This window comes from Cytobacillus sp., assembly GCF_964223445.1.
Classification (GTDB): Bacteria; Bacillota; Bacilli; order Bacillales; family Cytobacillaceae; genus Cytobacillus.
Genome location: NZ_CAXQGS010000049.1, coordinates 42,610 through 56,242 on the forward strand (window position 1 = coordinate 42,610; position 13,633 = coordinate 56,242).

At 38.2% G+C, this 13,633-nt stretch carries 18 protein-coding genes; 10 read left to right on the plus strand and 8 right to left on the minus strand.

The window, feature by feature from the left end; all coding sequences use genetic code 11:
* The first annotated feature begins 87 nt into the window (after positions 1 to 87).
* Positions 88 to 402 carry a hypothetical protein gene (locus ACEQ1T_RS07955; RefSeq protein WP_370222351.1) on the plus strand — a complete coding sequence of 105 codons (315 nt, stop codon included), beginning with the start codon at positions 88 to 90 and terminating at the stop codon, positions 400 to 402.
* A gap of 63 nt (positions 403 to 465) precedes the next feature.
* Here the strand turns inward: ACEQ1T_RS07955 and ACEQ1T_RS07960 are convergent, their stop codons facing one another.
* A complete protein-coding gene (locus ACEQ1T_RS07960; RefSeq protein ID WP_370222352.1) occupies positions 466 to 1,089 on the minus strand; it encodes a LysE family translocator in 624 nt (207 codons plus the stop codon).
* A gap of 113 nt (positions 1,090 to 1,202) precedes the next feature.
* Between ACEQ1T_RS07960 and ACEQ1T_RS07965 the strand changes: the two genes are divergently transcribed.
* On the plus strand, positions 1,203 to 1,748 hold the full coding sequence (locus ACEQ1T_RS07965; protein ID WP_370222353.1) for a helix-turn-helix domain-containing protein: 546 nt from the start codon (positions 1,203 to 1,205) through the stop codon (positions 1,746 to 1,748).
* A gap of 45 nt (positions 1,749 to 1,793) precedes the next feature.
* Here ACEQ1T_RS07965 and ACEQ1T_RS07970 read toward each other — a convergent pair whose 3' ends face one another.
* The 4 genes from ACEQ1T_RS07970 to ACEQ1T_RS07985 form a co-directional block, all read right to left on the minus strand.
* The gene (locus ACEQ1T_RS07970) at positions 1,794 to 2,309 is read right to left on the minus strand and encodes a CBO0543 family protein (RefSeq protein ID WP_370222355.1); all 516 of its coding nucleotides are present in this window, start codon (positions 2,307 to 2,309) and stop codon (positions 1,794 to 1,796) included.
* A 51-nt stretch (positions 2,310 to 2,360) separates the two neighbouring features.
* Entirely contained in the window at positions 2,361 to 2,828 is a 468-nt protein-coding gene (locus ACEQ1T_RS07975) for a CBO0543 family protein (protein ID WP_370222356.1), read from the minus strand.
* Positions 2,825 to 3,322, minus strand: a complete 498-nt coding sequence (locus ACEQ1T_RS07980; RefSeq protein WP_370222357.1) for a CBO0543 family protein — start codon at positions 3,320 to 3,322, stop codon at positions 2,825 to 2,827. Before ACEQ1T_RS07980 ends, ACEQ1T_RS07975 begins: the two co-directional genes overlap by 4 nt.
* A 274-nt stretch (positions 3,323 to 3,596) precedes the next feature.
* Entirely contained in the window at positions 3,597 to 4,574 is a 978-nt protein-coding gene (locus ACEQ1T_RS07985; RefSeq protein WP_370222425.1) for an NAD(P)-dependent alcohol dehydrogenase, read from the minus strand.
* 294 nt (positions 4,575 to 4,868) lie between these two features.
* Between ACEQ1T_RS07985 and ACEQ1T_RS07990 the strand changes: the two genes are divergently transcribed.
* The 4 genes from ACEQ1T_RS07990 (at position 4,869) to ACEQ1T_RS08005 (ending at position 7,019) form a co-directional block, all read left to right on the plus strand.
* Complete coding sequence (locus ACEQ1T_RS07990) at positions 4,869 to 5,195, plus strand: helix-turn-helix transcriptional regulator (protein ID WP_048008571.1); 327 nt, start codon at positions 4,869 to 4,871, stop codon at positions 5,193 to 5,195.
* Between the two features lie 87 nt (positions 5,196 to 5,282).
* On the plus strand, positions 5,283 to 5,798 hold the full coding sequence (locus tag ACEQ1T_RS07995; protein WP_019382113.1) for an SRPBCC domain-containing protein: 516 nt from the start codon (positions 5,283 to 5,285) through the stop codon (positions 5,796 to 5,798).
* Between the two features lie 331 nt (positions 5,799 to 6,129).
* Complete coding sequence (locus ACEQ1T_RS08000; protein WP_370222359.1) at positions 6,130 to 6,501, plus strand: ArsR/SmtB family transcription factor; 372 nt, start codon at positions 6,130 to 6,132, stop codon at positions 6,499 to 6,501.
* Positions 6,502 to 6,521: 20 nt separating this feature from the next.
* Complete coding sequence (locus ACEQ1T_RS08005) at positions 6,522 to 7,019, plus strand: SRPBCC domain-containing protein (RefSeq protein ID WP_370222360.1); 498 nt, start codon at positions 6,522 to 6,524, stop codon at positions 7,017 to 7,019.
* A 434-nt stretch (positions 7,020 to 7,453) separates the two neighbouring features.
* Here the strand turns inward: ACEQ1T_RS08005 and ACEQ1T_RS08010 are convergent, their stop codons facing one another.
* Positions 7,454 to 7,888 (minus strand): CBS domain-containing protein, encoded by a 435-nt coding sequence (locus ACEQ1T_RS08010; protein ID WP_206844211.1) that lies wholly within the window; start codon positions 7,886 to 7,888, stop codon positions 7,454 to 7,456.
* 419 nt (positions 7,889 to 8,307) lie between these two features.
* Between ACEQ1T_RS08010 and ACEQ1T_RS08015 the strand changes: the two genes are divergently transcribed.
* From ACEQ1T_RS08015 to ACEQ1T_RS08030, 4 genes are all read left to right on the plus strand, one after another.
* A complete protein-coding gene (locus tag ACEQ1T_RS08015) occupies positions 8,308 to 8,775 on the plus strand; it encodes a hypothetical protein (protein ID WP_370222362.1) in 468 nt (155 codons plus the stop codon).
* Between the two features lie 387 nt (positions 8,776 to 9,162).
* On the plus strand, positions 9,163 to 10,926 hold the full coding sequence (locus ACEQ1T_RS08020) for a Rieske (2Fe-2S) protein (RefSeq protein WP_370222364.1): 1,764 nt from the start codon (positions 9,163 to 9,165) through the stop codon (positions 10,924 to 10,926).
* A 329-nt stretch (positions 10,927 to 11,255) separates the two neighbouring features.
* Positions 11,256 to 12,191, plus strand: coding sequence for a hypothetical protein (locus ACEQ1T_RS08025; RefSeq protein ID WP_370222366.1), 936 nt, complete (start codon positions 11,256 to 11,258; stop codon positions 12,189 to 12,191).
* Between the two features lie 98 nt (positions 12,192 to 12,289).
* Positions 12,290 to 12,535 (plus strand): hypothetical protein, encoded by a 246-nt coding sequence (locus ACEQ1T_RS08030; RefSeq protein WP_370222368.1) that lies wholly within the window; start codon positions 12,290 to 12,292, stop codon positions 12,533 to 12,535.
* 262 nt (positions 12,536 to 12,797) lie between these two features.
* Here the strand turns inward: ACEQ1T_RS08030 and ACEQ1T_RS08035 are convergent, their stop codons facing one another.
* A complete protein-coding gene (locus ACEQ1T_RS08035) occupies positions 12,798 to 12,992 on the minus strand; it encodes a hypothetical protein (protein WP_370222370.1) in 195 nt (64 codons plus the stop codon).
* Positions 12,993 to 13,044: 52 nt separating this feature from the next.
* Positions 13,045 to 13,371, minus strand: coding sequence for an ArsR/SmtB family transcription factor (locus tag ACEQ1T_RS08040; RefSeq protein WP_370222371.1), 327 nt, complete (start codon positions 13,369 to 13,371; stop codon positions 13,045 to 13,047).
* Positions 13,372 to 13,633: the final 262 nt, after the last annotated feature.

Below are 13,633 nucleotides of genomic sequence, written 5' to 3' on the forward strand. Positions count from 1 at the left end.
GGCAATGTATTCATTTTTATAACATCGGGACTATGGTCTGTCCAAATAAATTTTCAGAAATATGATGGTTATATAGGAGGTGATAGTATGTTTGGTTTAGGAAAATGCTGGTGGTGTGAACTGCTGCCATTGGCTTGTGAGGGATGTGCCTGCAGTATTCTAAGGAATGCGAGAGAAGGGCAGGAGTTTTTGATTATGCTGAAAGGTACTGCGGAATTTTTAGCTTTAGGTCCTGGTCAAAGCCCTCAGGCTACTGAGTTTTCTTTTGTCCGATTTAAAGAAGAATCGTGCTGCGCAATATTTACCTTCTCCCAGCAGCCGGGAGCTGTTCCGGCAGAAAGAGAATTTATCATTGATTGCCGAAGCATTGCTGCTCTTTCGCCATTACCATTTCCTCTCTAATTTGAATACAAGCTTATCGTGGGAGTAAAAAAAACATTGGGCTTATCCAATGTTTTTTACAATTTAATGCTGTTTATCCAGCGCTAACTTTAATCCAAATCCAATTAGAACAAGCCCTGTTGCTTTATCCATAACCCTTTGAACTTTCGGGGACATAAGCCATTCCCGCATGTAATTGATAAAGTAGACATAGATGAAAAACCAGGATATGCTCAGCAATGTGTAAATAATCCCCATGATGATCAGCTGCTGTGATGCATTTTCGCCTGTCTTCACAAATTGCGGCAGAAAAGTTAGGAAGAACATCGCAACCTTGGGATTGAGAACATTTGAAAGGAGTCCCTGTTTAAAAGCAGACTTTTTCATATCGGAATTAACCTCAGTTTCGATGCCTGCATCTTTCTTCTTTTTCATCGAGATGAATGAAGATAACCCTAGATAAATCAAATAAACAGCCCCGGCATATTTAATGATTTCAAATGCAGCAGCAGATTGCATTAAGATGGCTGATAGTCCAAAAGCAGCCGCAAAGGTATGCACTAAAGAGCCGGCTGTAATCCCAAGTCCCATTTTATAGCCATCTTTCCTTCCGTCTGCAATCGTCCTTTTGGTAATAAGGGCTGTATCGATCCCTGGACTCATTACCACAAACAATGAAAGAACCAAAAACGTAAAGAAATCATTCATTTTCTTCACTCCCTGCTAATGTGTTAAAATACAATTTAACAAATGTTAAATATAATTTAACACACGATGAGGATTTTTTGTTCAAATATTTTTAAAAAATGAGGAGCGGGGTTATGGAAAATATAGATATTGGCAAAAAAGTGGAGAAATTCAGGAAGGAGAAGGGCTATAGCAGCAGAGAATTAGCCAGAATAGCTGACATTACACCTTCCATGTTAAGCCAGATTGAACGGGGGATCGCGAATCCTTCCATTCAAACCCTGAAGGTTTTAGCCAAAGCTCTTGATGTTCCGACCTTCAGTTTTTTACTCGAAGAGACGAATACGGAGGATTTAGTCGTGCGAGTCAATGAACGTAAACATATGGTGGTTGAAAACATTTCCTATGAATTATTGTCGCCTGCTTTTACCGGAACACTGGCAACCGCGATCATGAATATCCCATCCGGAACCTCCTCATCGGAGAAGCTTTTGGAGCATAAAGGGGAGGAGGTTGCTTATGTATTGGAAGGGAAAATCAAGGTGTACCTGGATGAAGCTGAATACATCCTAGAAGCTGGTGACAGTGTCAAAATACCAGCTTATATGAAGCATAAGTGGGAAAATAATTTTGATGGAAAAGCTGCTATCCTTTTCTCTGTGACTCCGCCATCCTTTTAATCCGGACCCGCGTCCTATGTGTCCGGGGCAGCGGGCCGGATTCATTTAGTGAGGAAGCGGGGGATGAAAGATGATCCATAAAAGAAGAATGCTTAAAAATGCTAAAACCCAGGCAGCCCATGGCTTCCATTTATGGATGGGCAGCAAGGAAAAAGTCACAAGGTTAAAAAGAAAGGAATAGGCAAGTGTCCATCCATACTGATGAATGATGCTTTTATTAAAATAAGCAATTAATTCGATACCCTCGAAAATCAGAGTCCAGAAAACAACCCAGCCTATTCTTCTGAAAATGGTTTTAGGAAATCTTCCCAAGTACACCACAATAACAGATGGATAGATTAGAAATGCTATGGCTGTTGCAATAATGGTGTGTGTGGGAAGTATATAGTGATCAATCCATACAGGACGGAATTCCCAAACCCTGAAGTCATGAAGCAGCGAAGCATATAGCAGGTCGCCTATAATCCAAAATAATAAGGTGGGATAAAATTCATTCAGCCGTTTCCAGGCACCAAACAATAAGCTAACCATGATAAAAAAGACAACAAACGATGTTTGCATATCAGAACAAGCCCCTTAATAACCATTTTGTAAGCCAGAATGACAAAAATATTAAGCATTCGCTTTTTGAAAAAACCAATTACAAAATAAGCGGCTGATATAGAAGGAAAGACATAATGAAAACCAGGTAATATACCATTCCCAATGTATATAGTTAATGAGATCGGTGTATTTTTCGATCAGGACTTCAATAAAGGTCAATACAGATGCAAAACCTGCAAAATAACTGAATTGAAGAACATGGCTCCGTTCATTCGGATACCATACATTAAATGCGGCACAAATAACCGGAAAGGCATAATACTCATACGTAAAGCTTGTCCGGCTGATGGAAGGGAATAGCCGAATCGGATATTCAAGCATTCCCATCTCCACGACAGCCAGACCTGCCAGAAACGTAATAAACTGCTTAAATAAGGCAGCCATAACCGCAAGCCGAATTTTGTTTTTCGGAATGAAGAAGAGAATGGCAGTCGCTGCCATATATACCATTACTAATATCCACCATTCAATCCTCATGAGGTCTCCCGCCGTTCTGCCTGAAACAGAGCTTTGTCTTTATAAAACCAATTACAGCAAACTTCACTTATAAAAAAGAGGAAAGCAATATACATCCACATCCCATACCAGGTCAAGGAACCGTATTCTAATAGGTCTGTATATGACTCGATGATCATGTCGTACAAAGTAACCGCTGAAACCCAAATCAAAAAGTATGAAACTCGGTACCGCATGGAACCATTTACTCTTTTTTTAACGTAGTAGATGGAGAACAGTACAGGATAAAAAAAGTAATTGATTGTAATAGCGAGATCTGTTGCTTTTGGAAACTCCCGAATTGGCGCACTTAATAAACCAAATTCAAAAGCAGGCATATCACAAAGCCAGATGATCGCCTGAAACATCAAATATGCCAGCAATCCATGGCGCAAGTTTTTTCGCGGAATAAACATAATGAAGCCTAAAAAGCCAAAAATCCACATGGCTGCAAGGATCAGATGCTCCATCTCCATAATGTCAGACCCCATTTCGATTGAATAATGTCTGTTTTTATTTCGGATTTATTTATTTTGTTTATTATTGGAATTTATATGTGGGAATATTTTCTCAAACAAGTGCTTCAGTCCGGGGTAGAAAGGTTTAAAGCATCTTTTTTCATTTATTCACACTATCTAAAATGGGGAAAGCAGGAATGGTTTTTAGAGGGTGCAGCTATTTTTGACTTTTAAGCTTTAGTGGAGTTAGCCTCAAGGGATGAAATTAAAGCTTGCCCGCCATTATTCTCAATTAGGCTTCTGCAATCGTAATGATCACTTTTCCTTGAGCGTGACCTTCTTCAAAGTATTTGAAAGCTTTATCCACTTCACCTAATTTAAAAGATCGATCAATGACTGGCCTTACTTTGCCGGCTTCAAGTAGTTCTTTCAAATAAATCAGGTCTTTCTGGTTTTGCCTCTGCAGCATGCTGCTCATTTTTTTATTTCCTGTTAAAGAAATCCACGGACCCAGGACCATTGCCTGTGTAAATTGTGCTCCTGAACCTCCGGCAAGCACATAAGTTCCATTAGATCTTAAAGCACGCTTATATACAGAAATTGGCTGATAGCCGTTAACAGCCAGAATAAGGTCATATTTCTCTGTCCTTTTGGTGAAATCCACCTTTTTATAATCGATGGCATGGTCCGCTCCAAGCGTATTTAAAATGTCTAAATTTCTTGTACTGCATAAGCCGGTAACCTCTGCACCAAATGATTTGGCAATTTGTACGGCGAAAGTTCCCACACCGCCTGAGGCCCCATAAATCAAGACCTTCTGGCCTGCCTGAATATTACCTTTATCCCTTAGGGCCTGTAATGCCGTGACTCCTGCCATAGGTACTGCGGCTGCTTCCTCAAAGGAAATATTAGCTGGTTTTAAAGCAAGGGCCTTTTCAGGGACAGATACATATTCAGCAAAACCGCCCCACCCGCAGCCTGAGAGATCTCCGAACACTTTATCGCCTGGATGAAACTGTGTGACTTCTTTTCCCACTGCTTCCACTTGTCCTGCAATGTCACCACCTGGTATCGTGTGCTTTGGTTTTAGAAGACCGTAGGCAAAGCGTGCCAGGAATGGTTTTCCTTTTAAAAGGACAAGGTTTCCATAATTCACAGACGATGCGTGAACCTTGACGAGTACCTCTTGATCCTTGGGTACCGGTGTTTCTATATCTGTCAATCTAAGATTTTCTGGAGAACCATATTTTTGATACACGATTGCTTTCAGAAAGAATCCCTCCTAATTATTCAGGTAACACATGAATACCATTTAAGATGTCTATTCATACTATTCCAGGAAGAAATATTCAAGACTATAATCCTGCTTTTCTGATTGTTTTTTTTGCTGATGAAGAAGGCGGGTCCCTATAGCCTATTTTTAAAATTTTTTATAATATTCCTTTACAGGAATATTCCTGATGGTGTATATTATTCTTAAGGAAAGTTACAATAAGGAAGCGGGGGTGGGATCTACTATTGAAATGGGAAAAGTGAACACAATCACTCTGGGAGATGATTCAACATGAACGGGCAAATTTTCAGTGCACTGGCTGAGCCCAACCGCCTGGATATCATTGACCTGCTGCTGGAAGGAGCGCTTCCGGTGGGGGATATCGCAAAAAAACTTGAGTTGAACCAGCCCCAAACTTCCAAGCATCTTCGCGTTCTTTGTGACGCTGGCCTTGTGGAGGTTCAGCCGATCGCCAACCGCAGGATTTATAAAATCAGGCCTGAACCGTTTCAAGAACTGGATAGGTGGCTTGATTCCTATCGTCGATTATGGGAAGGCAGGATGGATAGGCTGGATGATTACCTTAACGTATTGCAGGGCAAAAAACCTTTGAATTGATGACATAAAAATGGAGTAAGCTCAACAAGATCTGTCTCTTGAGTTACAGACGGTTTTAAAAATACAGCTTCTAATGGAGGAGTAACAATGTCAAATAATGCAATGCTTTCAAGAGTTGAAGATGAACGAGTGCTGGTATTGGAGCGCGTATTCGATGCACCGCGCGAGCTTGTCTTTAAAATGTTTAAAGAGCCGGAACACCTGAAACATTGGTGGGGTCCGAGAGGCTGGGAGCTCCCAGTTTGCAGCGTTGACTTCAGACCTGGTGGAGTATGGCATTATTGCATGAAGTGTGTTGACCGGAATCAGGGACAATTCTATGGCATGGAATCCTGGGGCAAGGGGATATACAAAGAAATTAGCGAGCCGGAGAGCATCAGCTATACTGACTACTTTTCCGATGCTGAAGGGACTATTAATGAGGAAATGCCATCTACAGAAGTGACTCTGGAATTTGTGGATGTCGACGGCAAAACAAAATTAATTAACCGTGGTGAATATGTATCCGCAGAGGCGCTCCAGTCCGTAATGGAAATGGGTATGCTGCAGGGCATTACAGATACTTGGAATCGTCTGGAAGAACATTTAAACGAGATCAAATAACGAAATTTAACATACAGAAGGTAAGATTGGCTGAAAATTTATAAATTAACCAGGCGTTGATCCTAGAAGGATTAACGCTTGTTTTATGAATTAACGCTTTTTAGTATTTCTTTCTCCCTCTGTTATCTTTATGGGGATTACAAGTATTTTAATAACAATCTAATGCATCCTTTAATTTAGCTGCAACCGATGAGCAAAGTTCCCTTTTGATGCTGCCTTTTTTATTCATTAAAGGGTTAGTGAAGGAATCGTCTTAACTATTATTCAACAATCGGGCTATATTATGGAAAAAATAAGTTGAAAGATTTTATATTTAACCAAATGGTTGAATGTGAATATTATATCTGCTATATTTAACTACATGGTTAACCATAATAATGATAATTTAAATAAAATATTTCATGCTTTAGCTGATTCAACAAGAAGAGAAATGGTTCATATGATGGCGCAAAAAGAAAGGACAGTTTCTGAATTAGCAGAGCCTTTTGATATGTCCCTTGCTGGGATTTCAAAGCATATTAAGGTTCTTGAGGGAGCAAATTTAGTAGAAAGGAGTGTAAATGGAAGAACTCACATTTGTCGCTTAAATACTGAATCCTTATCTGAAGCAACGGAATGGCTTCATTTTTATGAAAAATATTGGAGCAATCGTTTTGATTTTCTGGAAAGTGAGTTATTGAAAGCCAAAAAGAAAGAACACTAAACCAAAGTAAGGAGAATTTTATGAATAACATCTCAACTAAAACTTTAACAATGAAAAGAGAATTTAATGTAAAACCTGAAAGAGTTTTTGACGCATGGTTGAATCCCTTAATGATGAAAAAGTGGTTATTTACGTTAGAAGGGACGAACAAGGTCACACAGAATGAACCCAAAGTAGGAGGGGGTTGGGAGATCGTGGACCATAGAGGGGGAAATGACTACCGAGCAGTTGGAGAGTATCTTGAAATTGATCCTCCAAAAAAATTGGTATTTACTTTTAAGATGCCTCAATTTAGTGAGTTAGAAGATATAATTACTGTTGAGATAAAAGAAATTCCTACAGGTTGTGAAATGACTTTTAACCAGCTCATCCACGTTGCTCCAGAAGAAAGCTGGACAAAAGCAGATCTTGAAAGGGTTCTAGGCGAGTATCATGATCAGTCTGAACATGGTTGGAACTTAATGTTTATGGGACTTAAAGAACTAGTTGAAACTGGATATATCAGTTATAAAGGTTAATCAGGGTGGATAAAAATTTCAAATGGTACACCGCTTTTAATTTTTCAAGACGGAAAGGCAGAGGAAGCGATGTATTATACTCCCGTTAATTGAGGATTCAGAATACTTATAGAACTGAAACTGTTAAAACTATGGTTAAATTAGTTTTTAATTTTAGGTATAATGACCAAATTTTTCATGATGCCGTTGTCCGTATAAAAGGTAACTATTTACGGAAATTCACGTCTAGAAGTAGATAAAAACAATATTTTACAAGTAGATGTTAATAATTTCTCCTCTTTAAAGGGGAAGATAACTCGGCCCTGCGCTTAACGAAGATGTCGGCTGTTATCGGAAGTTCTCAGTTTCTTTGTTTTGTTTTGAATATAACCTAATAGCACAGACCTAGTGGAGGTCTGTGCTATATTATTTCGTAAAATCAAACGAACTCCTTACTATTCTTGTGGTGCAGAAGGAGTTGAAATGCTTTGCAACGCCTGTTCTGCTTCGTTTGCATATTGATTTTGTACGGCTAAATCCCCTAAAGCTACCATCCCCACTATTTGTCCATTTTCAACTACCGGCAATCGGCGAATTTGCTGCTGTGCCATTAAATTTGATGCTTGATGAACATCCATATCAGGTGTCCCTTGTACGATTTGCTGTGCAGTCATAACTTGAGAGACCGGTGTATGAGGATTTTCTCCTTGAGCAGTCGTACGAAGGGTAATATCACGATCTGTTACAATCCCAACTATTTGCTTGCTGTTATTTACTACAGGGATAGCTCCGATATTATATTGGCTCATTAATGCCGCAGCTTCTTGTACGCTCTGTGTTTCGTTCACTGTAACAACATTTGATGTCATGATATCTTTTAATTGTGCCATGATAATACCTCCAAATATTTGTTATTTAAATAGGATGTGGAAAATTGGTTATATTATTAATGGCTATTTTTCCCAATAAGAGTGGCTCAAAATTTTATATAATTTTTATTTTATTATGTCCCCACTTTACTTTTTCTGGTTAACGGAGCCGTTAGATCATATATCGATATAAAAAATGGTCAACCAGAAATATTTTCATTTCTAGTTGACCTTATAATACGAAAGGGCAGGTTTGTCCAACAAAACAATCCTATTATGATAATTGGGCATTGGTCCTCAAAAGGATAATTGCCCTTTTAGTTTGCGTTTTTATATATTCATTCGTTTTGGATGCAACAATACATAACGAACATCGTCTAAATAGATAAACAGATGCCTGCTTAGATATTGGTGCATTCTTTTTTTAGGAGGAGACAATCATGAAGAAAAGGTACCTTATTATAGTTCTCTTGGGTTTAATCATCACTGGGTGTACAAATAAAGGTGTGACTCAAGAAGAGCCTAAGCCACCTAAAGCCTTTATAGAGGTGGATAACGAAAGGTTCGAAACTATACTTGGAACTTATTGCTGGTCGTCGAAAGGTCAAGCTGAATGTGTGGATAAAGCTGGACCAATCGAGCTTTTGGAAGGCAGTGAACCAATTGAAGTAAGTCCTGGTGATATTGTAACTTTTATTATGGAATATGAACCAAAACCAAATAAAATTCATGTTCTGCAAATAAGCAACGCTGAAGAATCGGAAGTTAAAATAAGTAACAATCATTTCACAGCGCCTGCACAAAAAGGGATTTATTACTATTCATATGGCGCATGGTGGATGGATGAAAAGAAAGAGAACACATCTAATGGAGATGCTAATTATGCATTTGCCATAGAAGTAAAGTAATTCTCTTCTTTAGCTAACGGGGCAGGTTACTTTAAGAAAATATCAGATTACACAATTGCTTATAATCTGTGTAATAAATTCAGAATTGAAGGTTACCAGTCATAGTCGTTGTGAGAGGAGGCAAATCAAAAATTTATCCCTTCCTCAAAAAAGGGAACAGCTGAAATAACATGGAAGCGATTCAGATTCATAAGATTATCAATACATGAATGGCTATTGGAAGCGAGAGCATATCGAAGTTAGACCTTTGTCTTTGGGTCGATTCTCAGACTTTTGGATGAAAAAAGTCCACACCTATGAAGGATTCCTGTATTCCATCAATAATATAAAATAATAGATAACAATTATTGTTAATCCTCTATGAATTCATTAGGGAGAGTGATACCATTGTCAGAATTGATTTATGCAGGTTCATTAAAGACGCTTGAAGATGAAGGTGCAAAGGTAATTAAAGGTGGAAGTCATGCAATTGCCGTATTTGTTTACGAAAAACAAGTTTATGCGGTGGATAACCGTTGTCCGCATATGGGCTTTCCCCTCCATACAGGAAGCCTATGTGATGGGATATTGACGTGTCACTGGCATCATGCCCGCTTTGATATAAAAAGCGGAGGAACCCTGGATCCATGGGCAGATGATGTCCCTACTTATCCTGTCGAGATTAAGGAAGGTGAGGTTTGGGTTCACCCGGTTCCTTTTAGTAAGGTGACAATCGAAAAATTGAGGCAGCGATTACGTGACTGCCTTGAGCAAAATATTAGTCTTGTCATAGCAAAATCGGTTGTCGGATTGATGGAAGCTGGTTTTCCAGCGACTGAGATTGCAAAAATCGGCGTCGAATTCGGAACTGCACATCGGAGGCTCGGATGGGGATCGGGATTAACGATTTTAACAGCCATGACAAATGTATTGCCAATATTGGATAAAACTGGGCAGGTTTTAGCGCTGTTCCAAGGCCTGGTTCACGTTGCACGGGAAAGTTCCGGAATGGGAACACGTTTTTTAATTGGATCCCTGCCTGTATCAAATGAAAAGAATACCCAATCATTCGAACAATTATCAGAATGGTATCGTCATTGTGTCGAGGTGCACGATTCACAGGGAGCTGAGCGGGTGCTATTGACCGCGATCGAATTGGGATTCTCGAACGAACAGCTTGCTGACATGATGATGACAGCGGTCACCGATCATTTTTATGTAAATACAGGTCATACTCTTGATTTTCATAATAAAGCATTCGAGATCTTAAATCAGATCGGTTTTGAGCATCGACCTTATGTATTGTCATCATTGTTACCTGGTATCGGTGATATATCCCGCAGTGAAGAATCCCATAGCTGGCAATCACCTGTGAACTTGGTCAAACCATTAATGGAGGCGTTCCGGAAATTACCTGATATCCTTGCTAATGTCTCATCACGAAGCGATGCTGATATCGATGAAACAGTATTGGTTGAACAAATTTTATCAGATGACCCTATAAAAACGATAAATACGATGTTGGATGCACTTAAAAATGGCGTCACTCCTTCCCGTTTGGCCCAGCTCGTAGCTTTAGCGGCTGCTGACCGGATTTCCCGTTTCCATGTACAAAATGATTTCAGGGATTGGATTACTGTACTTCATACTTTTACACATGCACATGCGGTACATGAATCGTTACGCCGCTCTACTACACCTGAATTGACCCGAGCTGTTTTCCATGGTGCAATGAGTGTGTATCTTGATCGTTTTCTCAATACACCGTCTGCAAGAAGACCGCAACCAAAGGATGTGGAAACTGAACCGCAGAATCCTTCAGAATTATTGGAGATGATGAATCAACAACAACAGGTTGCAGAATCAGCAAGATGGGTAGTAAATTACCTGGCACGCGGCGGTGATAAAAGTGAACTCTTCAATACGCTCGGGCATGCTTTACTAAGAGAAGATGCAGAGTTTCATTCATTTCAAATGTATGAAGCAGCAATGGTCGAACATGATCATTGGGAAAAAGAGGATTCCGAGTTTGCTGGATATGCACAGGAAACATTGATCCTCGCATTAACACGTTATCTGGCAGGCCATGCCCCAACTGCTAGAGAAATGCCGCATACAGCACAAATTGCCATGCGCCTCCACCGAGGAGAAAAATTATTTGAAGATGACTAATTTGCATGGCCAAGAAATAGGCTGTTCAGAATGCCCAGATTATCAAAAAGGCTGCCACCAGCCAGGCTTGCCAAGGCGATTATCAAGTTTTACAAACAGACTTATTTTATAAAGAAATAGCCGATTTTCCTTTTTCTAAGTAGGATAATCGGCTTTCTTCTTTACGAAGGAATGTACTCATGGGGCAGGTAAAAAGGGTGAATGCAGGTAAAGAATAAATTGAATTATGGGAATATTGAAACCATTTAACAGTTAAACCGTAATATAAGTAATAAAGAGGGTTCGTTTAAATAGTTACAAAAGAATTTTTACATAAGGGATTATTAGGATTGAAATTTCATATAACTATCTTTTCTAAAGAAGGTGGGAGAATGTTGAGCAGGTATATTACACTTGGTTCTTTTGTATTTTTGATATTGTTAGTTCTTGCTGGCTGCAGCGGCCATAAAACAGATTCACCAGTATCCGATAAAGAACTTTCTTCACAAGAGAATGATTTTCGGAAATTTAAAACGCAAGATGGGGAAATTGAAATAAATATTTTCAATAATGGCAGTTTTTCTGAAGCTACCATAAAGCAAATTAAAGAGGAAACTCTTAGTTTTTACAATGCTCTTCAAAAAGAAAATGCACCAATGTCTTCTCCTTCTATAATATATTTACACCTGTATGATGATAAGAAGGTAAGCTATACGAACGGTAACACCATCCATCTTTACTGGGTAAAAGAAGGAAATTATCCTCTTATTCACGAACTTACCCATGTTTTTTTTGGCTCTACTGAAGGGCATGCCACACTGGAAGGTCTTGCAATCTTTATGCAGGATTTCTATTCGGATAGAAGAGTGTTTCCCAATTATCAGGGAGATGTTCACGATATTATGAAATATTTAATGACCCAAGAAATCAGTATTCCTCTGGAAACGCTGCTGAGTAAGGATAAAATTTTCACCCATTCAAATTTAAATAAAGACTCCTATTCTTTAAGGTGGCTGGGGTATATAGAATCTGCTTCATTCTCAAACTATCTTATTAATCAATATGGTATTGGAGAATTTCTGAAAATATATGATCGCCCCAATTTGACTGATGAAATAGATAAGATCTATGGGAAAAAAGTAGAGCAGCTTGAAATGGAATGGAAAGAATTTGTTCAGAAAAACCTCACATCGAATGAAGAAACTATTCGCAGCTATGATCCTCAAATTCAAGAAATTATCAGTCATTTGGAAGCAAATAAAGAACGGATATTAAAAACTTCTTAATTCCAGAAGGTAATAAAGTAAACAAAGAACAATAATTATTAAGCTATCTATATGATGGAATTCGGTATAAATGTAAAATTCAGGATGTGAAATAAGGTATGTTGATGAAAGATGAACAAAAAAATGGTAAAGCTATACTCCTAACAATCGGGTGGTTATCTGTTGTTTTATTATCTTTTAATATAATACCGCCTATGCTCTTGTTTTTTCCGATATCCATAGGAGTTGTAATAAGGCGAGATTACCAGGGGGATAAGCAAGGGTCAGCAATGATTATTTTAGGTTTAATAAGCGGACTCGTTGGTTGGCTTTTAGGGATGTTCGTTAGTAATAACTTAATGTAGGGAAAAGCATACACATAACTAAATAGCTTATTTCCACCTAAAAATTCACTCGAATTATATAATTGGCGAGTATAACAAAGGGAGAGACAATCATTGAATCCAGTAGTTGGCATGGATGTGGCCAAAGGGGAATGTGAAGCTCAGGCATTTCTGGCCATTAACGTTGGATTAGATACTGCTGTTAGTTGTAGTAAAGGAGCTTGGTGAAAAACCAGCTCCTTTACTTTTTTATCCTTAAATTAGCCCATTTTGCTTATTCATCCTAGCATTCGCAAATGCAAACACATTGATTTTGTTTGCTTTGTTCTGAGACTTCTTTTACTGAAGAGAATCTTGTGCCAAGTTTTCTAAAAAAGGATTCTCCGTTTGAGTTTGCAAATTTCCATGCCTCATTAGACATTCTTTCAATTTCCTGCTGTTTTGTTTTAATGATCAATTCATAATTGTAATAATCCATCTTTAACTCCTCCTTATTAATCAAAAAAAATTGATATATACTTTAAAAAAATTTAGCAGCAAGTAGGTTTAAACAAGCAGCATAACTCTGAGGATAATAAGTGATTTAATTCTTTTTGATTCAGCTCGTAAAAACTCCAGGTGCCTTTTGTTTCTTTTTTTATGATATTGGCATCCAGTAAGATCTTTAAATGATAGGACAGTTTGGATTGGCTCATTTCCATTAGTGGAGCGAGATCACACACGCACATGGAGCCATTCTGGGTTAGTATATTCATAATTTGAAGCCGCTTTTTATCTGCGATGGCTTTAAACTTTCCCTCATAATGCTCAAAAAGCTGGTCTGTCGATTGATTTTGATTTGTCATTTCTGATTTCATTGCAATCACTCTTTCTTTAATCAAAAATTCTTGATGAGTTAATCATATATCCAAAATTTTCATATGTCAATCGGTAAAATCAAAATAGTTTGATTAATATGTAAAATAGATAATTATCATAATGTTAATTTTAATTCAAGGTGGGGACTTTCATTAATTAGATTTGAATCCATTGATAAAAACCACTTAAAAGAATTAATCAAATTATTTTGATAAATTGGTTGCATTTAGAAAAAATTGCTAATATACTTTAATTATAAAT